Annotated in this window: 21 protein-coding genes; 11 read left to right on the forward strand and 10 right to left on the reverse strand. The window is 48.4% G+C overall.

Annotation, left to right across the window (positions count from 1 at the left end; all coding sequences use genetic code 11):
* Positions 1-2: 2 nt before the first annotated feature.
* A complete protein-coding gene (locus MHB46_RS11825; RefSeq protein WP_209949297.1) occupies positions 3-683 on the reverse strand; it encodes an Lrp/AsnC family transcriptional regulator in 681 nt (226 codons plus the stop codon).
* Between the two features lie 245 nt (positions 684-928).
* Between MHB46_RS11825 and MHB46_RS11830 the strand changes: the two genes are divergently transcribed.
* Positions 929-1,879, forward strand: coding sequence for a beta-ketoacyl-ACP synthase III (locus MHB46_RS11830; protein ID WP_025723691.1), 951 nt, complete (start codon positions 929-931; stop codon positions 1,877-1,879).
* Between the two features lie 171 nt (positions 1,880-2,050).
* Here MHB46_RS11830 and MHB46_RS11835 read toward each other — a convergent pair whose 3' ends face one another.
* The gene (locus MHB46_RS11835; protein ID WP_023986748.1) at positions 2,051-2,887 is read right to left on the reverse strand and encodes an HAD hydrolase-like protein; all 837 of its coding nucleotides are present in this window, start codon (positions 2,885-2,887) and stop codon (positions 2,051-2,053) included.
* Positions 2,888-3,057: 170 nt separating this feature from the next.
* Here MHB46_RS11835 and MHB46_RS11840 point away from each other — a divergent pair, with 170 nt between their 5' ends.
* On the forward strand, positions 3,058-3,552 hold the full coding sequence (locus tag MHB46_RS11840; protein WP_209949295.1) for a hypothetical protein: 495 nt from the start codon (positions 3,058-3,060) through the stop codon (positions 3,550-3,552).
* Here MHB46_RS11840 and MHB46_RS11845 read toward each other — a convergent pair.
* Together MHB46_RS11845 and MHB46_RS11850 are read right to left on the reverse strand one after the other, a co-directional pair.
* Positions 3,536-5,254, reverse strand: a complete 1,719-nt coding sequence (locus MHB46_RS11845) for an NAD(P)H-hydrate dehydratase (protein ID WP_209949293.1) — start codon at positions 5,252-5,254, stop codon at positions 3,536-3,538. The genes MHB46_RS11840 and MHB46_RS11845 overlap by 17 nt on opposite strands.
* Positions 5,255-5,287: 33 nt before the next feature.
* Positions 5,288-5,920, reverse strand: a complete 633-nt coding sequence (locus MHB46_RS11850) for an NAD(P)-dependent oxidoreductase (protein WP_341162421.1) — start codon at positions 5,918-5,920, stop codon at positions 5,288-5,290.
* Positions 5,921-6,192: 272 nt separating this feature from the next.
* On the opposite strand from MHB46_RS11850, the gene MHB46_RS11855 reads away from it, so the two are divergent.
* On the forward strand, positions 6,193-7,158 hold the full coding sequence (locus MHB46_RS11855; protein ID WP_341162422.1) for a hypothetical protein: 966 nt from the start codon (positions 6,193-6,195) through the stop codon (positions 7,156-7,158).
* Between the two features lie 274 nt (positions 7,159-7,432).
* Positions 7,433-8,389, forward strand: coding sequence for an ArsR/SmtB family transcription factor (locus MHB46_RS11860; RefSeq protein WP_039270301.1), 957 nt, complete (start codon positions 7,433-7,435; stop codon positions 8,387-8,389).
* A 120-nt stretch (positions 8,390-8,509) separates the two neighbouring features.
* Here the strand turns inward: MHB46_RS11860 and MHB46_RS11865 are convergent, their stop codons facing one another.
* From MHB46_RS11865 to MHB46_RS11875, 3 genes are all read right to left on the reverse strand, one after another.
* Complete coding sequence (locus tag MHB46_RS11865) at positions 8,510-9,562, reverse strand: lactonase family protein (protein WP_341162423.1); 1,053 nt, start codon at positions 9,560-9,562, stop codon at positions 8,510-8,512.
* A gap of 219 nt (positions 9,563-9,781) precedes the next feature.
* Positions 9,782-11,062, reverse strand: coding sequence for an MFS transporter (locus MHB46_RS11870; RefSeq protein WP_341163735.1), 1,281 nt, complete (start codon positions 11,060-11,062; stop codon positions 9,782-9,784).
* Between the two features lie 169 nt (positions 11,063-11,231).
* Positions 11,232-11,993 (reverse strand): AAA family ATPase, encoded by a 762-nt coding sequence (locus MHB46_RS11875; protein WP_341162424.1) that lies wholly within the window; start codon positions 11,991-11,993, stop codon positions 11,232-11,234.
* A gap of 211 nt (positions 11,994-12,204) precedes the next feature.
* Here MHB46_RS11875 and mprF point away from each other — a divergent pair, with 211 nt between their 5' ends.
* Positions 12,205-14,847 (forward strand): bifunctional lysylphosphatidylglycerol flippase/synthetase MprF, encoded by a 2,643-nt coding sequence (mprF, locus tag MHB46_RS11880; RefSeq protein WP_341162425.1) that lies wholly within the window; start codon positions 12,205-12,207, stop codon positions 14,845-14,847.
* 105 nt (positions 14,848-14,952) lie between these two features.
* Here mprF and MHB46_RS11885 read toward each other — a convergent pair whose 3' ends face one another.
* Positions 14,953-15,579, reverse strand: a complete 627-nt coding sequence (locus MHB46_RS11885; protein ID WP_069010781.1) for a nitroreductase family protein — start codon at positions 15,577-15,579, stop codon at positions 14,953-14,955.
* 235 nt (positions 15,580-15,814) lie between these two features.
* Here MHB46_RS11885 and MHB46_RS11890 point away from each other — a divergent pair, with 235 nt between their 5' ends.
* Complete coding sequence (locus MHB46_RS11890; RefSeq protein ID WP_053324504.1) at positions 15,815-16,291, forward strand: disulfide oxidoreductase; 477 nt, start codon at positions 15,815-15,817, stop codon at positions 16,289-16,291.
* A 165-nt stretch (positions 16,292-16,456) separates the two neighbouring features.
* Entirely contained in the window at positions 16,457-16,954 is a 498-nt protein-coding gene (locus tag MHB46_RS11895; RefSeq protein WP_103046767.1) for a CcdC family protein, read from the forward strand.
* A gap of 322 nt (positions 16,955-17,276) precedes the next feature.
* On the opposite strand, the gene map is transcribed toward MHB46_RS11895, so the two are convergent.
* Positions 17,277-18,023: a type I methionyl aminopeptidase gene (gene map / locus MHB46_RS11900; RefSeq protein ID WP_023986734.1), complete on the reverse strand. Its 747-nt coding sequence runs from the start codon at positions 18,021-18,023 to the stop codon at positions 17,277-17,279.
* Between the two features lie 193 nt (positions 18,024-18,216).
* Here map and MHB46_RS11905 point away from each other — a divergent pair, with 193 nt between their 5' ends.
* The 4 genes from MHB46_RS11905 (at position 18,217) to MHB46_RS11920 (ending at position 22,271) form a co-directional block, all read left to right on the forward strand.
* On the forward strand, positions 18,217-18,912 hold the full coding sequence (locus MHB46_RS11905; protein ID WP_341162426.1) for a GntR family transcriptional regulator: 696 nt from the start codon (positions 18,217-18,219) through the stop codon (positions 18,910-18,912).
* 130 nt (positions 18,913-19,042) lie between these two features.
* The gene (locus tag MHB46_RS11910; RefSeq protein WP_341162427.1) at positions 19,043-20,404 is read left to right on the forward strand and encodes a GntP family permease; all 1,362 of its coding nucleotides are present in this window, start codon (positions 19,043-19,045) and stop codon (positions 20,402-20,404) included.
* 41 nt (positions 20,405-20,445) lie between these two features.
* Complete coding sequence (gntK, locus tag MHB46_RS11915) at positions 20,446-21,993, forward strand: gluconokinase (RefSeq protein ID WP_341162428.1); 1,548 nt, start codon at positions 20,446-20,448, stop codon at positions 21,991-21,993.
* Between the two features lie 92 nt (positions 21,994-22,085).
* On the forward strand, positions 22,086-22,271 hold the full coding sequence (locus MHB46_RS11920; protein WP_250259646.1) for a hypothetical protein: 186 nt from the start codon (positions 22,086-22,088) through the stop codon (positions 22,269-22,271).
* 179 nt (positions 22,272-22,450) lie between these two features.
* Here the strand turns inward: MHB46_RS11920 and MHB46_RS11925 are convergent, their stop codons facing one another.
* Positions 22,451-22,570 (reverse strand): hypothetical protein, encoded by a 120-nt coding sequence (locus MHB46_RS11925; RefSeq protein WP_013369112.1) that lies wholly within the window; start codon positions 22,568-22,570, stop codon positions 22,451-22,453.
* Positions 22,571-22,577: the final 7 nt, after the last annotated feature.

Below are 22,577 nucleotides of genomic sequence, written 5' to 3' on the forward strand. Positions count from 1 at the left end.
ATTCAAAAATGAAAAGCCTCGCTTAGAAAATCGGAAAGCAACCCTTTTTCCTCGTCAGAAAGATCCGAAATGGATTGCAGAAAACGGGAAACCAGCTCCGTAATTTCAAGGCCTAGTTCATCGTTCATCGTTTGTAAGGCCATACCCAACACAGTGCCAACAAACATGGTCATGCCCATTTCCTTGCTTGGCGCTGTAAGGACAATCCGCTGAATCCAGGGACCTCTTTTACCTCCCAGCTTCTTCAAGTACATCAAAAGCAGCCCTATAATATAGGCGCAAAAATTGATTCTGACACTGGCTTCAGGAATTTCAGCCCAAATTTTTCGGACCGCCTCATTGGGACCTGTATTGTTCAAATCCTTGAGCAGTCCCGAGATATTCTCGACGGTATTTTTCCAATCCACCAGATCCACTAATTCATTCCGGGACTGGTTGAACAAATCCGAAGCTTTATCTGTAGGTACAAATACAACCTGTGAACGTCCGGTTACCTTGGTATTCACCTCATAGCTGCGCGTAATAAACCCGAGCTTTTCAATTTCTTTCAGCATGTCATAGGCCGTCCACTTACTAACCCCTAATGATTTAGCCAAGGCCTCATAATGAATAGGTAGTTTTGTTTTTTGGTACAGTTCCACTAATGTATGCAAAAATTGCAGTCGGCGTTTAGTAAGTGACACGATAGCGTTGTAACCTCCCTGTGTAATTCTCTATGAATTCGTTTTTGGGTTTTTTGTGTCTAAATATTAGCACTGAATACCCATATAAGCAAGCCTCATAATGATTATTGATTCTCACACAGCGGGCTGCTCTTTTACATATTTCCTTTTTAATTGGCTTGTGTTATATTTTTATCCATATCGTTTTTTGGTTTTTTTGGTCTTTACGGTCTTTTGTGTGATTATTTTATTGGAGGGAAACGTTCATGCAATCAGCTCTCAAGCCCAACGGCATTACTATTACGGGTGCAGGATTCTATGTACCGGCATCACTATTCACCAATTTGGAATTAGCCGCATCTCTGGATACATCCGATGAATGGATCACTCAGCGAACAGGTATCCGTCAGCGATATATCGCAGAAGCATCCGCAGAAACCTCTGATCTTGCCGTCCTGGCTGCAACTCATGCTTTACACCGTGCTCAATTATCATCGGAAGATGTGGATCTTATTGTAGTGGCAACGTCCACCCCTGACTATGCTTTCCCTTCCACGGCCATGTTGGTCAAGCAAAAGCTAGGAAGCCGCGCACCTGCATTCGACTTATCGGCAGCCTGCTCCGGTTTTGTATATGCCCTCTCGATCAGCAGTGACATGATGAAGGCGGGTGCATACCACAACGTCCTGGTGATTGGAGCAGACAAGTTCTCCAAAATCGTAGATTGGCAGGACCGTAATACCGCCGTTTTATTTGGAGATGGAGCAGGTGCTGTTGTCCTTCAATCTCATCCCGGTGCTTTCTCGTCTTTTTCCTTGCTTGGCTCGGAAGAACGTGGAGCAGACATGCTGATCTCCCCCGTCACAGGGCCTATTACAATGCATGGACGAGAGGTTTTCAAGTTTGGGGTGCGCATTCTGGAATCTATGCTGACTAAAGTTATGGAGGAATTAAGATTAAGCATAGATGATATTGCTTTGATCATTCCGCATCAGGCCAATATCCGAATCATTGAACATGCGGCAGTTAAGTTGAAAATTCCACTGGATAAGTTCTTTATAAATATCGAAAAATACGGAAATACGTCAGCTGCTTCTATTCCCATTGCGCTCGCGGAAGCTATGGAACAGCAGCGAATTCAAGCTGGTGATATTGTCGTCCTGGCTGGCTTCGGCGCAGGATTAGCCTGGGGTGTTCAAGTTATTCAGATCGCATAAATTCTTCAGTTCAACAGACAAAAAGGAGTAAACTAAAATGGAGCATTCGCAAACGTAGCGAGTGCTCCATTTTTATGTTTTGAAAGCCAAGCAGAGTTCACCTTTATCCGAGTAGGTGCATACATATAACCTAGAAGTGTGTATTCAAGCACTCCAGACTCATACCTGTTCTTATGATGGAGGTAGCGCGGCTGTTTTCACCTGTTTCGTATAAGAAGGATAGCCTCCCGTATGCTGGAGCATTTCGATTTCACGCAAAATACGCGGCAAGTCAGCGACCGAGTTCATCACGATGTGGGCTCCTGCCCTTTTCAAACCATATACACTCTGTCTGCGCCGTTCCTCAGCCACTCTGTCATCCGCTTCATGGCTGGTCGTTTGAGCTGCGGTCGTCACGCTTTCGTTATGGTTCAACACACCAATCGTCCATACACCGGCGTTCCGTCCCTCTTGCATATCGGCTACTGTATCTCCTACTTTCACAATATCGCTAAGTGGGAATACCTGCAAGCGATGTGCAATTTCATAGATCATCCACGGATAAGGCCTCCCCTGCGAAACTTCACAAGGGGCTACCATACAATCCAACGTATAGGGAGACTGTGCAGGCGTAAACTTGTGACTGAGCATTTCCATCGGACAGGATGCAGTGGCGCCTGACTGAATGCGACGATCCTGCAACTCCTGCAGCGCCCTGTCTATACCGATAGCAGGCTCAGCCCCTTGGATCAAGGAGCGGAGAACAGGGACAAGCTCAAGATAAATATGCTCAATATCCGCTCTGCCAGGATGCGCACCAAAGCACTCCAGCCATTTTTTCCGAACCTCTGAAAGTCCCAGCACATTCGCAATATGATCCCGGATCGGCATTCCTCGCCCATGAGATACCTGTTCTTCAGTTACCTGTATACCTTTCCATCTGAAAATGTCACGCATTCCCTGGGTTAAGCCTCGTCCTCCGGGGTCTAACAATGTACTTTCGAGATTAAAAATAACCGCCTGTATCATGCAATCCCCGCCTTTCCGTACCGCGGCTATCCGCAATCTTTATTTTGCTTAGGAACATGATACACAGCTAACGTAAACTGAAATGTCGTAAACGGTAAGCGGATTGTAATTGAAAATAAATTCCTTGATTGGTTGTGAATACCGAGTGTGATAAGAGGAGGAGTCGCAACATGAGACAGCCTTGGAATGAATTTAATTCCAAAATGCCTTGGCGGATGGAGCTTGGTTGTTATGCGCTGAATAAACTGGCCTGTGGAGGATTAGTTTTTGGTCTCTTATGGATCTACTGCTATCTGACAGAGGAAATAACAGGGATTCCTCTGACTATAGCAGGCAATAGTGGTGAACTGACCGCGCAGCTGTGGGCCTATGGTTTTGCCCTTCCTGCCGCTCTTGCCGCTGATGCGCTACGCGATCTTTTACCCTGGCTTCGCAAGCCCGAGCAGCTCACCCTATACCTCGCTGCAGGATTCAGCGTCTTTCTCCTGCTAGGTTCTTTGATGTCGCCTGCCGGAACGGGCATTGCATGGAGCAACGGCATAGCAGGTGCAGGGATTACACTGCTGTATTATGGAGGAAGGTACTGGCTGAACCGTGAATATGGATTACAGATCATGCTGGCCTTCCTCCTGCCACTGCTGCTATGGCCTATAGGGCTTCAATAATGTCACCAGCTATCACAGAGGCAGGATGCTGGCGATGACGTGCGGCTGTTTCTCCAGCCGCACCATGCAAATACACGCCAAAGGCTGCTGCCTGCGAAGCATTCAAGCCCTGGGCCAGCAAACCTGCGATGATGCCTGTCAGCACATCGCCCGCACCGCCTGTCGCCATCCCAGCATGGCCTGTGGTATTGACGTAGGCTGTTCCGTCAGGACAAGCGATGACAGTGCGCGCTCCTTTGAGCACCAGCGTGACCCCACGTGTTCGGGAGTACTCCCGGGCATGGGTGATGCGGTCACGCTGCACCTCTGCTGTCGGTATGCCCAGCAGACGAGCCATTTCACCGGGGTGCGGCGTTAGTACGACCGCCGCACTTCTCGGCTTCCAAGCCTCCAGCTCAGGCCCCGCCGAGGCGAGGATGTTCAAGGCGTCCGCATCAAGCACAAGCGGACCGCCGTATTCCTCCCACAGGCGGCGCAGCCAGCCAGTGTCCCCTGCAAAGCGACCGAGGCCGGGGCCGACGGCCAGCACATCACGTGCCTGCGCGAGCTGTAGCAACTCGTCTGCGGAGTCGGCATTCCATTCGCCGTCTCCGCCTGCTGCTGCGGCAGCGAGCATCAGTTCCGGCGCGGCTCCAATGACGCGCGGCAACAACGCCTCGGGCACTGCCCACGTGACAAGGCCGCTGCCGATGCGCAGGGCGGCACGTGCGGCCAGCAAGCCCGCCCCGCTCATGCGCAGGCTTCCGGCCGCGACGAGAACATGGCCGTAGGTGCCCTTGTGCCCGTCCGGCACGCGGCTGCGGCTTACATCCACGTCCAGTGCAGCGCGCAGCGTGTCACGGGTCAAGAGCCGCAGCTGCACGCCGCACTCACGGGCAAGGCCGGGTGGAATACCGATGTAGCGTACCACCACATCGCCTGTGGTCCCGGCGCCCGGATATTGGACGAGCCCACGCTTCAAGTAGGCGAGGCATACGGTGACGCGCGCACGAATGCATGGCTCGTGCAGCGCACCTGTGTCGGCGTCGAGGCCGCTAGGCACGTCTACCGACACGAGCGGCACGCCGCTGGCATTGGCCTCGCGGATCAGCGAGGCGTAGGGTTCGCGCGGCGGGCCTTGCGTGCCCGTACCTAGCAGGGCATCGACGATGCCGGAGGCACCGCGCAGGTCGAGGGTATCCCGGCCATAGAGGATCACCGGGATACCCAGAGCCGCGATGATATCGCGTTGCGCAGCCGCTTCACCGCGTAGCGTGTCTGGCGGCTCGACGTACACAACGGTGACGCGCAGCCCTGCATCGGTCAGATGACGGGCTGCCACCAGTCCGTCACCACCGTTGTTGCCTTTGCCTATGAGGATATACCAGTGTTCTCGTTCCCGTAAGTCATGTCGTCCTTGATTCCACGTCTCTGTCCGTATAACACCGCCATGTCCCGGTATATCCCCCGGACCTGTCTGTGTAATCTCTTCTATCCACTGCGACCCCAACACTTCAGCACGATCATTTTCACGTGTTAGATCAGCAGTGCCTACTGAGAAGCCGTCGCCATGGCTTTTCCCACTTCTTTCGGCACATAGCTTCAACACCTCGTCAGCTACCGCGCGCCCGGCATTTTCCATCAAGGTAAGGGCCGGAATACCCAGCTTGTCAATTGTATAGCGATCCAATTCTCGCATTTCTTCGGCGGTCACCATATACATGCTTTTCGCCTCCCGTATGGCTATCCCTGCTTATTAATATCCAACCGTAAAACGGGAATTGACAAATTCCCCTTCTACTAACTCATCAATCAGGGCTACCGCATAATCTTCGACTGAGATACGGCTATGGCCTAATTCGTCAACCACCAAATGATCCAAACCAATACGGAACTGTCCTGTACGTTTTCCCGATTCAATTATTCCGGCAGGACTACAATAGGTCCAGTCTACATCCGCAACGCGGTACAGCTCTAGTGCATCTGCATGGGCAGCCGCCAGTGGCTTCACTTCCTCTGGAAACTCGGCGGTATCCATGAGTCGTTCACCGTTTTCTGTTTTCAAGCTTCCCGCTCCGCCCACAACAAGTATGCGCTGCACGCCGGAACGCCGGGTTCCTTCCAGCAAAGAACGAGTCGCTTCGAGCAGTTCTTCCTCTTCTCCAAACTTGGGACCGTACGCGCTAATGATAGCATCGTGCCCTTTAGCAACATCCGTAACGGAATTCGGATTTAGAATATCTGCTTGAACTACCGTCAAATATTCACTTTGCTCCGTCATACGTTGCGGATCGCGCACCGCCGCCGTCACTTCATACTTACGCTTGATTGCTTCCTTTACTAACGCTTGACCAATGGTTCCTGTTGCTCCGAAAATAATAACTTTCATATAATTGTGCCCTCTTCCTGTCTATAATTTACTTACTGTTATTTATCCGTTTTATGTCCAGCTTAAACCCGTGCAAGATATCGATTCGATGTCTCATGATGTTCTGTTGCAATTTCTACATTTTTATCCATGCCGAATCTCCTCCTGCTTGTAATCTTGTCTATTTTACCAAAAAATACTTCATATATCCTGGTCAAAGGGATACAAGCCCTTGAAATGCCTGTATGGTCTGTGCAATAGTGTAGAAAGAACAATGGAAGGAGGGATTGCGGGTGTCCCCGACGGACTTCGCGGCGTTAGCCGCATATATCTCACCCGGTCTGATTGCCTTCCTGCTGGCGTTGTCTTTGCTGGTATGGCTGTATGTTCACAGTGCAGCCCAGCTTCGAAATTCGCGTCAGCAGCGGCTGGAAGAATTACAGGAATCGCTGCGTATCTATGGACGATTAGCTGGTTGTCTCCAAACCGCTACCCAGAACGGGTTCAATAACAGCGAAAGGCAGTACCAGAACGGACTCATCCACGCTCTTCAGGAAGCCAAAGCTACTCCCTATTTGACCCCTCACCTTCAAGAGCAGGTTCAAGCATCCCTTCGGGAATGTGATACGTTCCGCAGAGAATTGCTTCTCAAATCACTGGAGCGTGAAATGAACAAACTCATTGAGGAACGGCGTCTTGTTCTGCTGGAATCTCATGCTCCGGGCTGGGGAACAGCATTGTGGAAGCTATTACGCCCAGCAGCTGGTCCGTTGGCGCTGGCAGGAATCGTCTGGTTGGTTACAAGGCTGGTTATGGAACTGATAGCCTCCAGCCATGTCGATGTTAGTCTGCCCGATATTGCACAATCTGCCTCATGGCTCAAAGGGTATGCATGGATGAGATTCGTTTCAGGCCTGATCGCCCTACTGTATGTATATCGACTGATGACCCTTCGCAGGCAAAATGATCTGGACGTGACGGCATCCCATTTTCCAACAAGCCTGTTGTGCTTGGTAATCGCCGCTGTCGCCCTGTTTCAATGGATCGGACCGGAAGCGTCTCCCTACATACTGGCTGTTCAGCTTGTGCTGTTCTTGATTGGCTTCCGACTTACCCGAGGCCGCTCGCGCAGTGATCGCCCTTATGTTGGTCATCCCGGATTGATCAAGGCAGATGCTTCTCAACATCACGATTTACACGCAGCAGATAAAGATAAAACGGCTGACTCTTCTTTGGCAGAAGAACATATTCGGTCCTAAACACCAATGGCACAGGACTCTATCCCGTATCCACCCTGCAAATCACATACCATCATAGGACATCCCAACTAACAAAGATAGAGTTCAATGGGGTGTCCTGTTTTTTGAACAATTTTTGGCTTTTTGAGGGGTTAGGCTTGTGCCAGTGATCAAGGAAAGGGTATATTGTTTATATAAATGTAAATCATATCGTTTTTTATGTATGAATATTGAAAAAAATCCATATATGTTAAACTACCATCAATTTATGATGTACGTTAGAATTGGAGGAACTATGCAACTGGACATTTCTGAAAAATCACTTCCCGTTTATGAAGCGCTGGCCAGTGAGGTTCGGCTAAACATGATTGTTCTGCTTGCGGAGAAGCCTATGAATATACGTGAGCTGGCGGAAGCGTTGGGGCTCAGCAGTGCGATTATGACGATGCATGTCAAGAAACTGGAGAGAGCGTCCATTATTTCGACCAAAATGCTGCCTGGACGAGGCGGGGTACAGAAAGTGTGCTCACTGGCTACAGACAAAATTGAAATCGCCATGCCACGCTACCAGCAGGATGTACGACAATTCCATCAGACGGAGATTTCTGTCGGACACTTTACAGATTTTGAAATACAGGCGACCTGCGGACTGGCTACCGTCGAAAAGATCATTGGTGAATTCGATGAACCTCGTTCGTTCTTGGACCCTGAGCGCTTCAATTCCAAAATTCTGTGGTTTAGCCAAGGATATATGGATTATAAGGTGCCGAATTTCCTACTGTCCAGCCAAAAAGCTGAGGAACTGGAAATTTCGATGGAACTATCATCCGAGGCCCCTTTTACCAATGATAATTGGCCTTCAGATATCACTTTTTTCCTAAATGATGTGAATTTGGGTACATGGACCAGCCCAGGGGATTTCGGGGATAACCGTGGTAAATACACACCTGCATGGTGGCCTGATTTTATCAATCAATATGGTCTCCTTAAAAGACTTCGCGTTACCTCCGAGGGTACCTTTATGGATGGCAAGCAGATATCCGACGTGACTTTAAGCCAAGTGCTGATTGATCAGAAGCAATGGAAATTCCGCATTGCCATATTGGATGATGCCCAGCATGTTGGAGGAGTTACTCTGTTCGGTACCGGATTTGGTAACTACAATCAGGACATCCTGTTCCGTTTGTACTACAAACATGCAGAAAATCATACCAAAACAGTAACGGTAGAAGCTGGGGATAGCAGCAAATAGCTTTTAGTCCACTTCAAAACCTGAACACGGCGTTTTGCCCATGCCTTTCATGGGAAAAAAAGCGCCGTGTTTTATTTTTTCATCCACTTATATCGTACTCTTTTGCCACGTGTTATCCGATTAGTGTACAGGTTCAATACACACAGGTGAAGGAACCTCGAGCACATATCCCGTTCGGGACAGCCGTCCATCCTCACTATGGATGGCAAAGGATAAGATGTTGTTTCCATCCTGATTCGCCACTACCAGATAACCGGACAAGATGTTGAAGTTACGAGGTGTGCTGCCGAAGGTTTCCACCCATTCCACCGTCTTCAGCTTGCCGCTGTCCAGGTCGACATGGTATAGCACGATGCTGTCATGGCCGCGGTTTGACACATACAAAAAGCGTCCACAGGGCGTAATCCGAATATCGGCTGCTGTATTTTCTACATCTATAATGCCTTCTGGCAGTGTGGACAGGCTTTGCATCAATGTAAGCTCACCATTACGTTCGTTATAACTAAACACAGCAACTGTATTGTTCAACTCATTGGCGACAAAAGCATATGGACGCGAAGGATGAAAAACCAGATGACGCGGTCCAGAACCAGGTGGCAAATCTGTCTCACGATGGGTCACCAGTTTTCCATCCTCTGTCAAACGGTATACCACAATCTGATCCAGTCCCAGATCACATATCAGGGCATACTGTCCTGAAGGATCTGGAATAATCGAATGCGGATGTGCCGCATCCTGGCGGTCCTGGCGAATACCTGAGCCGGTATGCTGAACTTGCCCCGACATGTCTCCTAATCCTCCAGCTTCCTTCGCAGGGAACACAACGGCATTGCCGCCTGAATAGTTGGAAGCCAGCACATATCGTCCATCGGATGTTACGGAAACATAGCAAGTATGCGCTCCCTCCGTCCCTTTTCGATCCAAAGGATGTAATTCCCCCGTCTGGGCATTTACCTGATACGCATACAGCTCGCCTCCTTCTGTTTCACTGGCAGCATACAGCTTCGTCCCATCCGGGTGTAGCGCGAGAAAAGAAGGCCTCTCAATTCCTTCCACACCTCCAACCATGCGCAGATCACCATTGTTCACATGCAAAGCACATACATATATTCCTCTTTCCTGACGAGACGCATAAGTTCCTGTATAAAATAACTGCTCATTCCGCTCTTCCATCGGCTCTCATCTCCTTCTAGCTGTTTTTCACATATGATCTGGCTTTTAGCTCTACTATTGGTCTTGTTGTAAACTCATCATGCATTATTACCCAAGATTCTGTTGTTTCATTAACATTTCGCAATGTATGCAAAAAAAAGCCTCCTTCGGCGCAATCTGTGGTTCACAAGAACGTCACAGTTCACTCCAAAAGAGACTAAGTTTACGAAAAATACAATATTAAACCGCTGTGGTCTGCGTATCTCTGCTTTTCCATTTTACAGCCAGACCCAAACTAAGAATGAGAATGGCTGCCCCAAAAATGTATGGCAAATTGATATGCACCTCAAACAATGTACCCGCAAGCGCAGGTCCTAGAATATTACCAATACTCATATAAGCATTGTTCATGCCGGCTGCAACTCCCTGCTCATCCCCCGCCATTTTGGATAAAGCAGTATTAATGGCCGGCCGCAGCAACGACGTAGCGGTAAAGAAGATGAGCGATACCCCGAGTACATAATAAAAGTTGCCGGAGAGCAGCATAAGCACAAGGGAAATCGCTGAAAACAGAAAGGAACCGATAATGACGCCTTTTTCGCCAAAACGATTCAACATCGGGCTAATGACCACAGCTTGAATCACGGTTCCGACCAGTGCTCCTACCGTAATAATGATAGCAATATCACGCTCATTGTAATGAAACTTGCCCGTCACGAAGAAAGGAAACATCGTTTCAAAATGCGTCAGTCCAAAGGTTAACGTAAATATCATAATCAGCAACATAAAGTAAGGCTTGCGAAAAGAAAGGGCAAACTGTTTAATCACATTGTCCCGTTTGACCTTGACATTCCGAAACTTCAACTGCTTCTCCAGCGACAAGGTTTCGGGCAGCATAATCAAGGAAATCAGTGCAGCTACGCCCGATACAGCCGCCGAAACATATAAGGGCGTACGAATCGAGATATCTGCCAGCAAGCCGCCCACACCAGGACCGATCACAAAGCCAAGAGACATGGCGGCACCCAACAACCCCATTCCTCTACCGCGATTGTGGACCGTTGTAATGTCAGCAATATAGGCCATCATCGGAGGAATCATAAAGGCTGCCCCTGCACCTCCCAGCAAACGTGAGATATACAGCATGGTCAACGATTCCCCAATCGCAAACAATACAGAAGACGCCGTCATGATTACCAAACCGATAATAATCATTTTTTTACGTCCGTATTTATCGGACCATTCTCCCGCTAGCGGCGAAAACAGGAATTGGGTTAAGCCAAACACGGCAACCAAATAACCACCCGTTTCACCACTGCCTCCCAAAGAGCTCATAAATTTGGGAAGGATCGGAATAATGAGGCCAATTCCCAGCATGGCAATAAACATATTAATCATCAAAATGACCAGCGGTCCCATTTTCAACTGTTGTGAATCTGACATGTAGCGTTTTGTCCTCCTCAGGTTCTTTATTTCGTATACGAAAATCTTATTTTGCAACCATTCAGCAAAACTCTCCATTATATTAATAGAGTGTGAGACAAATAACAATCATAAAATACTTCCGATAACCCTGAATCTTTCCTTTGGCAGAACAGCAAAAAGGAACAACCTGAATAGACAGTGTTGTCCCTCTCATAACGAACGACCAGGATGAATTTCTGGAACGGTCTGGCGGTCCCTACGAACTTTATTGTGGATCTTCGAATAGCTCCTGTATCATCTTTTCCCTGTTATTCAGAAATTGTTTCGTAATGATAAAATGATCGGTTTCCTCTAGCGTTCGGGTGTCAATCCCTTCATGTGTCAGATGATACAAGATGGAATCTGGATAAGCCATCAAAATAGGGGAATGAGTAGAAATGATAAACTGTGAGCCCTGCTGCACCAGCTCGTGAATCCGTGCAAGCATGGCCATCTGGCGCAAAGGTGATAACGCAGCCTCCGGTTCATCCAAAATATACAATCCTTGTCCTCCAAACCGATGCACAAAGGCAGCAAAAAAAGACTCGCCATGCGACTGCTCATGCAGCGATTTGCCCCCGTAGGAGTTTCGAATCGGTGGGCCTCCACCTTCGCGATCCAGCTCGTCGATATGAGTCGCCACATTATAGTAGCTCTCCGCTCGGAAAAAGAAACCATCCCTCGGTTTTTCTATCCCTCTCACCAGCCGGATATGCTCATGTAGCGAGGAATGCGTGGCTTGGGTAGAAAAATTGAAATTTTTAGTACCGCCCTCTGGATTAAATCCCCACGCGACCGCGATTGCCTCCATAAGCGTCGATTTACCTACGCCATTTTCTCCAATAATATAGGTGACGGAAGGATGGAATTTCAGTTCGTTCCACTGGTGCAGGGCTTTTAAGTTAAACGGATATTGGCTCTCGTCAGCATCTGGAGGCCATATCAACTCCAGGCGACGTATGAAAAGATTTCGGTCCCATATACTCATGTCCAGTTCAGCTCCATTGCCAAGCAATTCACTAGGTTTTCCATCATTATATTGGAATTATTTACAGCAATCAATCGGAAATCCCATTTCGTAACCCTTCTGTTGTTATTCAAGCGATTATTGTAGGTATAATGTATAGTAATGTTCATTGGGCATGATTTCTAATTACTTTATTTCGTGTATATCTCATTCTTTTCAAGCAGGTGAATCTATGAAGTCAAATCACAAACCGACCCAATCCTTTAAAATCGTACAGTTCTTGATGACCATCTACAGGCAGCGATTGACACGTATTCTGCTACCGTTGGCTGTACTGGCTTTTATTATATGGGAGGCCGGACGAGAACTAAATGACTTTAATCTGGCGCGTATGTTTCATGAGCTGCGGCGAATGGATGCCACGTTTCTCATCGAAATTGGCTTGTTCTCACTGGCTGCCGTGGCGGCTATGAGCGCCTACGATTACGTAATCAGGCATCATTTCAAGCTTCAGGTCAAGCCTGGGACGACATTTCGCTACGCGTGGATCTCCAATACCTTCAATAATGTCTTTGGTTTTGCAGGCTTTACAGGAGCGGGACTTCGCACCGTACTGTATAAAAAAAGCGGTGTGCCGTTAGGTGTCATCACCTCTGCCGTCGTGTTTCTTTCGCCGGTCGTCATTACCGGACTATCTTTGCTGGCTTGGGGGGCCATTGTCCATCTGTATCCGGTACAGCCTGTGCTGGATGCTCATCCTTGGCTTCATTGGGCGCTGTGGGGAATGGCATTGTACCTGCCGCTATTTCTGATCATGCAGCGCTCCAAACGGTACTCCACATGGTTCAACAAGGGAGAAGGACAGCTTTCCTGGTCCACTATCTCCGCTTCCATTAGTGCTTCTCTGCTGGAATGGCTGCTGGCTGGCCTTACCTTTGCATGGATCGGCTCGCACTTGCTCCATGAACTTCCGATCCATGCTGTGTTCGGCATTTATGTGATAGCCGCGATTGCCGGATTGATCAGTCTTGCACCCGGAGGGGTCGGGGCATTCGACATCATTGCCCTGCTCGGGCTGCAAATGGCGGGAGCCAACTCAGATCGGGCACTGGCTGTGCTGCTGGTCTTTCGCGTCTTTTATTACATCATCCCGTGGCTCATCGGCTTGGTATTAGCCGCGCTGGAAATGATTCCGCGTAACGAGCGCCTGAATCAGCTAGCTGAGACGGGTTGGGATTACTCCCTTAATGCCTGGCAGAAGGTATGGGGCTGGCCTGGTCAATTCCGGTTTTTGGCCGATCTAGGGGTATGGGCGCTCGGTAAGCTGGTACTCATCTCCGGCGTGGTGCTTCTTTTGTCGGCAGCTACGCCCGGTCTGTTATATCGACTACGTTTTGCTGAGCATTTGCTCAGCCTGCCCGTCATGCGCTTGTCGCATGAAATCTCGGTCATCATCGGGATTATGCTTGTCGTCCTGTCCCACGGAATCTCTCTGCGTATTCGCAGAGCATTGCGGCTGACATTAGTACTGCTGCTGACAGGAGCTATTTTCACCTTCACTAAAGGTCTAGATTTTGAAGAAGCCTTATTCCTGCTGTTTGTGGCGTTAATGCTATGGATCTCGCGTTCGCGGTTTTATCGGGTCAGTGCACCACTGAATCGGCACAACATTTTAATATGGGGTGGATTATCTCTACTCGTAACCGGGGCTTACTTTATCATTGGGGCTGGCTCCAACACTCCTTTTATGCGCCATTTGCATGCCAAGGTCCATCTGGACTTTTTTATGAACCGCAGCGATTACGGAGTTACCGCCGTGTTTAGTCTGATTTTGGCATGGGTATTCCTAACGGTATATTTCTTTCTTCGACCTCAGCGTAGCATCGCCAATCTACCCGACGAGCAGGAGCTGGATAAGCTAAAAGAATTTTTGGAACGGCAGGGTGGTAATCTCGTATCTCATATGCTTTTTTTGGGTGATAAATATCTGTATTGGACCAAGAATGAACAGGTGGTCATTCCCTATGCGCGCAGCCGGGACAAACTGATTGTATTAGGTGACCCACTCGGTCCAAAAGAACGTGTGAGTGAAGCCATTCAGGAATTTCAACGGTTCGCAGATCGGTATGCGTTAACGGCAGTATTTTATCAGGCCTCGCCGGAGTATTTGTCCATCTATCACGAGAACGGCTATCGCTTTTTCAAACTGGGCGAGGAAGCACTGGTGCCGCTGGAGTCCTTCACACTGACGGGCAAAAGCAATCAGGCGCTACGCAGCGCCAAAAACCGCTTTGACCGCGAGGGCTACTCGTTCGAAATCATCCAACCGCCTCTCGAGGCGTCACTGATTGAAGAGATGCGGCATGTTTCGAATATTTGGCTAGACGGGCGCAAGGAGAAGGGATATTCACTCGGCTGGTTCAAAGAATCTTATCTTCAGTTGGCTCCGATTGCGTTGCTAAAGGACTCTGAAGGGAAGGTCATCGCTTTCGCTACGATGGCCCCTGCCTATGATCATGGACAGACGGTCTCCATTGACCTGATGCGCCACTTGCCTGACACGCCAAATGGCACGATGGATTATTTATTCACACGGGTCATTGAGTGGGCCAAGGAGAGTGGATATACGACATTTAATCTGGGAATGGCACCGCTGTCCCAGGTAGGACAAAGCGAAAAGGCATTACGCGAGGAAAAGCTGGCTCGACTTGTTTTCCAATATGGGGGACATTTTTACGGTTTTCAGGGGCTTCGGCGCTTTAAGGATAAGTTCAAGCCCCAATGGGAGCCGCGCTATCTGGCCTATCCAGCTTCTGTCTTTCTACCGATCCTGACGCTGGAGCTGGTTTATCTCGTGTCCAAACGATCGGACTAAACAAAGGGCTGACAACAGGAACTTTAATAGCCTAACACAACGTAAAAAAGGGTGTTCCCAACCACGAACGGTTGCAGGAACACCCTTTTATATTCACAAATCTTCTTAGAAGCTGCCTTTTACAACAACTTCAGACAATGGAAAACGTCCTGATGGACGCGCTGGCACTTGTGCCTTACCTACGCTAATAAGCAGGGTTGGCAGGTAACGTGCTGGAATATTGAATTGTTCGATCAATTGTGCTGGAATGAAACCGCCCATTGCGCAAGTGTCGTAGCCCAAAGATTTAGCAGCCAGCATAATATTTTGTGCTGCAAGAGCAGAGTTCAGGATGGCTGCATCGCGAGCTACTTGCGGGTTTTGGTATGCGCCGTTGATTTGACCTACCAATGCGTCACGGATTTCCGCTGGCAGTGCACCTGCTTCTACCGCTTGATCATAAATGACGGTGTTGCGGTTCGCTTCCAAATCACCCAATACGGCAATCGTAACGGAACTTTCCGCTACTTGACCCTGATTGTAGGCGATAGGTAGCAATTTTTGTTTGTCCGCTTCGCTTTCGATGACAAGGAATTTCCAGTGTTGAAGGTTCCAAGCGGAAGGAGCTTCTATCGCTGCAGTCAAAATAGCCTCCAAATCTTCCTCTGGCAATTTAAAATCCTTAACATAGCTCTTTACCGCGTGTCTTTCACTAATAGTAGATAGAGTTTCATTTTTTGGACTGCTCGACATTCTAGGCACACTCCTAATTTCTTAATATATATCTAACTTGAATCCTCATTAACTTCCCAAACTACTGCAATTATAAAAATGATAGTGAATGATGTCAATATGTTTAAGTATGACCCTGCACTCAAAATACAGTACAATACGGATTAAGACATACATATCGGCAGATGCCTGCCGATGGGACAAGACACGGGTGAGTTCATTTTGTTCTCATTTGAATTAAAAAAGGAGCGTTACTATGATTGGATCTTTTAAAAAAACGGATATTGCTTTGTTTGCCGCCTGGGTTGTAGCTTGTGTGGCAACTTTGGGCAGTCTGTATCTCAGCGAGATTTTGGGGTATGAGCCTTGTAAGCTGTGCTGGTTTCAGCGCATTCTGATGTATCCCCTGACCCTTCTGCTCGGGATCGCCTATTTTCGAGGGGATTCGGGGATACGCCGTTATGTCATGCCGTTGGCTATCATTGGAGGCGCGATTTCAGCCTATCATTTTATCATTCAGCGCATCCATGCAGCCGCCAAAGCAGCTGCGCAAACTTCAACTTCCTGCGGCAGAGTATCCTGTGAACAGGATTACCTGAACTGGTTCGATTTTATTACCATTCCTTTTCTCGCACTGATTGCCTTTATCCTTATTATTGCAGCCATGGGTTATATCATGCGTCAGGAGAAAAAATCAGCTCAAGGAGAGGTACAAGCAAAGGAACTCGCATAAGTATGAAAGAGACCTAATTATAGGACCCGTTACTACCAAGAGGCGTATAATCCGCTTGCCAGAGGAAAGACTGTAACTAAATATATCCATTGCATATGTGGTATAATGTAAAAGGTTTGCAGTCTGTCCAATAACGCTTATATTCCTTATAGAGGGGGCCAGTCCATGTTTCATATTAGCACCCCATTGCTACAATATGGCGCAACCTTCGGTATGATCGTAATCGCTATTTCGGCTATTTTCATCCGTATGAAGACAGGTCATCGCCCGATTAATGCCAAAAAAATCATCATTCCTCCGCTCGGCATGAGCACCGGTTTTATGATGTTTGTAGTGCCAGAAGTACGGGTTCCCTGGCTTTGGGCACTGGGCGCTTTTCTGGTCGGCTGGTTTATTTTTTCTTACCCGTTGATCCGCAGCACCAAATTTGAATTGCAAGAAGGGCTGGTTTTCGTGCAACGCTCACGTACCTTCTTTTTTATCCTGATCAGCCTGCTGATCGTCCGATTGCTGCTGCATGAATTTATTCAGCATTACATTACCATTCCGCAGACAGCAGGGCTATTTTTCATTCTAGCCTTCGGGACCTTGTTACACTGGCGGCTTCGTATGTATTTCCAATATCGTCAGTTCGTTCCGAACGAGACGGAAGTTCGCATCTGACAAACGGGTTTTTAACATGCATGCTCGCATGTTGTTGCTGTATAGACCAAAAAGACACGTTCTCCCAACAGGAGCCGTGTCTTTTTGGTCTTTTAGGTCTATCAGGTCTACATTATGCATTCCAGAAAAAGGAGCTATTCGATTGCGTCCCTCTGTCTTCGCAGTGTACAGCATTCGATCTGCCTGAACATGCCTGGGACTGGAACGGACATGCAGCGGATGCTTATAGCAAAAGAGACCGTCCTCTGGACAGCCCCTTTTTCTGTAACATGTCTAGCTCATTCAACCCGTTAGTCTGTATGCTCCCGATGGGTGCCTGCTTTTATTGCTGGGTCAAAATGATCGGACCATCTGCTGTAATGGCCAGCGTATGCTCGTATTGAGCAGACAAGCCGCCGTCCAACGTGCGTGCGGTCCAACCATCCGCATCAATTTTACTGCGGTATGTGCCTGTGTTGAGCATTGGCTCAATTGTAATGACCATACCCTCTTTTAAGCGTGGTCCACGATGCGGAGGTCCATAATGAGGAACTTGCGGTTGCTCATGCATTTCTTCCCCGATGCCATGCCCAATGAATTCGCGTACGACCGAGAAGCCTTCCGCTTCCGCGTAGGTTTGTATCGCATGGGAAATATCTCCGATCCGGTTACCGATAACGGCTTGCTCAATCCCTTTATACAGCGATTCCTTGGTAACATCCAGCAGCTTTTGCGCCTGCTCAGACACATTACCCACCGCATACGACCAAGCGGAATCTGCCAGCCAGCCATTCAGGTTCACAACCATGTCGATCGTCACGATGTCCCCGTCCTTCAACGGTGTCTTATTCGGAAAGCCGTGGCAAATCACATCGTTAGGTGAGCCACAAGTTGCAAACTGATAGCCGTTATAGCCTTTTTGCTCCGGTGTTGCGCCATGCTTCTTCATAAAGGATTCCGCAAAGGCGTCAATTTCCAGTGTCGTAATGCCTGGCTTGATCATTTTGGCAATTTCCCGGTGGCAAGCAGCCAAAATGTCTCCAGCTTTTTTCATATTTTCAATTTGTTCTTTGGTTTTAATGATAATCATTAAACGGTCTCCTTCTTTTCCGTGTTCGTTCCACTTTTCACTGCTTCTTTTTTCTGCTTCTATTGTAACGCTAAAAGCAGCGAAATGGAACCGATGTCAACTGACACCGTTTACAAGGATCTCAAACGGGGTATATAATACTCCATAACTTGTATACCAGTATGCAAAATTATTTCCAAGATAGGAGTATCCTATGAAATATCCAACAACCTGGTTACAGGGCGCATCGCTTGGGGAAAGGATTGCTTGTGAACTTCGGCTTCAGATTATACGGGGTATTCAGACGCCAGGCACTGTTCTATCTGAGAATCAGATGGCTTCCGATTTTGGTACCAGTCGTTCTCCGGTGCGTGAAGCCTTGAAGGCACTCTCGAGCGAAGGACTGATCCGTTTGGAGCGCATGGGGGCGGTTGTCGTTGGCATGACACCCAGTGATATGGAGGAGCTATTCGATGTGCGAATGCTGATTGAGCATTTTGTTGTACAAAGGTATGTACATAGTGATAATGCTACATTGGTGACTGTTTTGAATCAGATGATTGACAAAATGGAAGTCGCTCTCAAGTACAGGGATGTCGTTGAATTTTCTCTTCAGGATTTTAATTTTCATGAGGCTCTGGTTCTGGAAGCAGGCCATACCCGTATTCTTCATACCTGGAACGGTATGAGACAGCTAATCCTGACGGTCATGTTAGCTGCGACAGAACAACGATTTGCGTCTAACATCGAAGAATCACAAGTCACGATTCACAAACATCGAGCCTTTGCAAACGCTTTAAGTCAAGGGAATGCTCAGGAGTTATCGGGATTTATTGAGGATCATTACCGAGATACCCGCAACGCGGTTAACGACAGCGTCCTGTCTCCCTACATAAAGACATCGCCCTAGCCATAACATGCGTGACAAAAAGCCAATGTACCGCGCTTTATGCGTTTCTTGCTGGCGCGGCTCTTTTTTAATTGAAGTTGTCGACAAGTATACATTTAGCTACATTATATGAATAAGGAGGCATTACTTCATGAACACATTACTCGGCTTGAGTCATAACGCGTCCCTGCTCATATGGGCGCTAGTTACCGTCATTCTTTTGATTTTGCTGATTGCCAAATTCAAATGGAATCCCTTCGTTTCACTGCTGCTTTCGTCGGTATTTCTCGGACTGGTTAACGGGATGCCGGGACATGAAGTTACTGCCTCCATCACCAAGGGGCTCGGCAGTACGCTCGGCTCCATCGCCATCGTGATCGGTTTAGGCACCATGCTCGGTAAAATGATGGCAGAATCCGGCGGTGCCGAACGCATCGCGACCACACTGATGGATCGTTTTGGTGAAAAACGCGTTCATTGGGCAATGATGATTGTAGGCTTTATCGTGGGTATTCCAGTATTTTTTGAGGTTGGTATTATTTTATTAATTCCCATTCTGTTCACGGTTGCCCGTAAAATGAATATGTCTCTGCTGAAAATCGGTATTCCGATGCTGGCAGGACTATCGACGGTACACGGCCTTTTGCCACCCCACCCGGCTCCGATGATCGCGATTGAAGCCTTTAACGCCAATATTGGACGCACGATAGGATATGCACTCATCGTGGGCATTCCATCCGCCATTATTGCAGGCCCGGTCTTCGGTGCTTGGATTGGCAAAAGAATCATGGTCAGACCTTCCGAGAGGCTGGACGAGCAGTTCAGAAATACGACGGGACGGTCGCTGCCTCCTTTTTGGATTACTCTGTTCACCATTTTATTACCTGTTATTCTAATGCTTAGCGGATCAGTCGCTGAAATCGTAGACCCGGCCAATACACATCCGCTCACTGTATTTTTCAAATTCATTGGTGATGAGGTTATGGCATTGCTGATTGCGGCCGTGTTTTCTTTTTTCTCGCTAGGCTATGCACGTGATCTAAAGAAAGAGGATTTGTCCCGTTTTACCAGTGAATGTCTGGCACCAACAGCCTCTATTATCTTAATTATCGGGAGCGGCGGTGCATTTAAAACGGTATTGATCGACAGCGGTGTAGGTCAGGCCATTGCAGCGGTCGCTACAGGAGCCCATATGAATGTGATTGTATTTGCTTTTCTGGTCGCTGCGCTCATTCGTATAGCCACTGGATCAGCGACAGTCGCGATGACGACAGGCTCCGGTATTGTCGCACCTGTACTGGCACTTACACCCGGCGCGAATGTCGAACTGGTCGTCCTTGCTACAGGAGCAGGGTCGCTGATCTTGTCTCATGTGAATGACGCCGGTTTTTGGATGATTAAAGAGTTTTTCAATATGACGGTTCCGCAGACTCTAAAATCATGGACTGTTATGGAAACCATCCTCTCCCTGGTCGCTTTCGGTTTGATTATGCTGCTGAGTGTGTTAATTTAACGATAATGAGCTAATAACGGTAAGTGAAGGGGAGATTGAATATGACAGACACCCGATATATGATCGGCGTCGATATCGGTACGACCAGTACCAAAGCGGTGCTTTTCGAAGAAAACGGCAATATTGCCGCCCAGCACCATGTGGGCTATCCGCTGCATACGCCTGAGCCGGATGCGGCAGAACAGGACCCCGAAGATATTTTCAAAGCTGTCGTGACGACGGTGCAAGAGGTCATGAAACAAAGCGGAGTGTCAGCCGAGCATGTGCTGTTCGTCTCCTTCAGTTCGGCCATGCACAGTGTACTGGCGGTGGATAAGAACGGCAAACCGCTGACCGCCTCCATCACTTGGGCAGATAACCGTAGCGCCAAATGGGCCGAAGTGCTCAAACATGAATACAACGGACATGATATTTATTTACGCACCGGAACGCCCATCCATCCCATGTCACCGCTAACGAAACTAATGTGGATTACGCGGGATTTACCGGATGTTGCGACCCAGACGTATAAATTCATTTCCATTAAGGAGTACATCTTTGCCCGGTTATTCCACCAATATGTCGTGGATCACTCGATCGCCTCTGCAACCGGACTTATGAATTTGCAGCAGCTAGACTGGGACGAGGAAGCGCTGCACCTTGCAGGTGTGACGAAGGAGCAGCTATCCGAGCTGGTGCCGACAACGCATGTGCTCAAAGGGCTGGATGAGACCTATGCGCATGACATGGGCCTACTGAAGACGACTCCTTTTGTGATCGGGGCCAGCGATGGTGTCTTGTCCAACCTCGGTGTGAATGCAATCAAACCTGGAGTTGTCGCTGTTACCATCGGCACCAGCGGAGCCATCCGTACCGTAGTTGATAAGCCGCTCACGGATGCCAAAGGGCGCTTTTTCTGTTACGCCTTGACGGAAAAGCTGTGGGTCATCGGCGGCCCGGTAAACAACGGAGGTATAGTCTTCCGCTGGATCCGGGATGAATTTGCAGCCTCCGAGGTGGAAACGGCCAAGCGACTGGGACTTGATCCATATCATGTGCTGACCCAAATTGCGGAACAGGTACGTCCTGGCTCCGATGGTCTGCTCTTTCTTCCATACTTATCCGGTGAACGTGCGCCCCTGTGGGACCCGAATGCTCGCGGCTCCTTCTTCGGTCTGTCCCTGCGTCACAAAAAAGAGCATATGATTCGCGCCGCTCTGGAGGGTGTGCTGTTCAATTTGTATACCGTCATGCTCGCCATGGAAGAAGTCATCGACAGACCGTCAGTCATTCACGCCACTGGTGGATTTGCACGCTCGGAGCTATGGAGACAGCTCATGGCGGATATTTTCGATCAGGAGGTCATTATCCCCGAAAGTCTAGAAAGCTCATGTCTGGGCGCAGCTATTCTGGGCTTGTACGCACTGGGACGGATTGATTCGCTGGATGCTGTGTCCGGTATGATCGGCACCACTCACCAGCACAAACCTGTAGCAGAACACGTGGATATTTATCGCGATTTACTACCGATTTATATCCGCATTTCACGTAAATTCGAAGAAGAGTTCAAGGATATTGCGGAATTTCAGGCCAAGTCCCTACAATCCTAAATTAGTGAAACCTGTTCTAACGCTGCTGCGTATTACCGTTTTATAAAAACCTGTCTATGTCAGTTGGGCAGGGTAAGAAGGAGGATTAGACGATGCTCAAACAATTACTGCACCGCCTGCTACATTCCACCTCTCATTCTCATAAGCGGCGATACAGCAGCTCAGACCGTTATTATGAACGTGAACGTAAACGCCATTCTTCTTCAGACGGTTACAAGAATAGTCACAATGGACACCACTATTACAAGGATAAACGCCGTCATTACTCCAGTTCTTAGCCAAACAACAAGAAGTAGCGACGGAATAGAGCGTAACACAAGAAGCATGCCACAGGCTCTTTCAAACCCTATAAAGCGAAGACCCTTCTTATCTCAAGGGCCTTCGCTTTATTGTTGTGCGCCCTTCGTTATGCAGGGCAACATCTGTGCATTTTACAGGAAATCGGCCAAGACCGAAATTACAGAAACAGGGTTTTAGAGATGATCACCAGCAAAATAAACAGAACCAGAATCGCTCCTACAGAGGTCCATGCTCCTACGCCGCAACCCATACCGCCTACTCCACACATATGACTCATTTACAAC

Source organism: Paenibacillus sp. FSL H7-0703 (assembly GCF_038003485.1).
Taxonomy (GTDB): Bacteria; Bacillota; Bacilli; order Paenibacillales; family Paenibacillaceae; genus Paenibacillus; species Paenibacillus polymyxa_B.

Excerpts from the sequence above, each read along its gene's own strand:
- MHB46_RS11835 (WP_023986748.1), bottom strand. The coding sequence starts at position 2,887 with ATGATACAGGCGGTTATTTTTAATCTCGAAAGTACATTGTTAGACCCC.
- mprF (WP_341162425.1), top strand. The coding sequence starts at position 12,205 with ATGAAGTCAAATCACAAACCGACCCAATCCTTTAAAATCGTACAGTTC.
- map (WP_023986734.1), bottom strand. The coding sequence starts at position 18,023 with ATGATTATCATTAAAACCAAAGAACAAATTGAAAATATGAAAAAAGCT.
- MHB46_RS11870 (WP_341163735.1), bottom strand. The coding sequence starts at position 11,062 with ATGGAGAGTTTTGCTGAATGGTTGCAAAATAAGATTTTCGTATACGAA.
- MHB46_RS11905 (WP_341162426.1), top strand. The coding sequence starts at position 18,217 with ATGAAATATCCAACAACCTGGTTACAGGGCGCATCGCTTGGGGAAAGG.
- MHB46_RS11920 (WP_250259646.1), top strand. The coding sequence starts at position 22,086 with ATGCTCAAACAATTACTGCACCGCCTGCTACATTCCACCTCTCATTCT.
- MHB46_RS11850 (WP_341162421.1), bottom strand. The coding sequence starts at position 5,920 with ATGAAAGTTATTATTTTCGGAGCAACAGGAACCATTGGTCAAGCGTTA.
- MHB46_RS11845 (WP_209949293.1), bottom strand. The coding sequence starts at position 5,254 with ATGTATATGGTGACCGCCGAAGAAATGCGAGAATTGGATCGCTATACA.
- MHB46_RS11895 (WP_103046767.1), top strand. The coding sequence starts at position 16,457 with ATGTTTCATATTAGCACCCCATTGCTACAATATGGCGCAACCTTCGGT.
- MHB46_RS11865 (WP_341162423.1), bottom strand. The coding sequence starts at position 9,562 with ATGGAAGAGCGGAATGAGCAGTTATTTTATACAGGAACTTATGCGTCT.
- MHB46_RS11910 (WP_341162427.1), top strand. The coding sequence starts at position 19,043 with ATGAACACATTACTCGGCTTGAGTCATAACGCGTCCCTGCTCATATGG.
- MHB46_RS11860 (WP_039270301.1), top strand. The coding sequence starts at position 7,433 with ATGCAACTGGACATTTCTGAAAAATCACTTCCCGTTTATGAAGCGCTG.
- MHB46_RS11890 (WP_053324504.1), top strand. The coding sequence starts at position 15,815 with ATGATTGGATCTTTTAAAAAAACGGATATTGCTTTGTTTGCCGCCTGG.
- MHB46_RS11830 (WP_025723691.1), top strand. The coding sequence starts at position 929 with ATGCAATCAGCTCTCAAGCCCAACGGCATTACTATTACGGGTGCAGGA.
- MHB46_RS11885 (WP_069010781.1), bottom strand. The coding sequence starts at position 15,579 with ATGTCGAGCAGTCCAAAAAATGAAACTCTATCTACTATTAGTGAAAGA.
- MHB46_RS11875 (WP_341162424.1), bottom strand. The coding sequence starts at position 11,993 with ATGAGTATATGGGACCGAAATCTTTTCATACGTCGCCTGGAGTTGATA.
- gntK (WP_341162428.1), top strand. The coding sequence starts at position 20,446 with ATGACAGACACCCGATATATGATCGGCGTCGATATCGGTACGACCAGT.
- MHB46_RS11925 (WP_013369112.1), bottom strand. The coding sequence starts at position 22,570 with ATGAGTCATATGTGTGGAGTAGGCGGTATGGGTTGCGGCGTAGGAGCA.
- MHB46_RS11840 (WP_209949295.1), top strand. The coding sequence starts at position 3,058 with ATGAGACAGCCTTGGAATGAATTTAATTCCAAAATGCCTTGGCGGATG.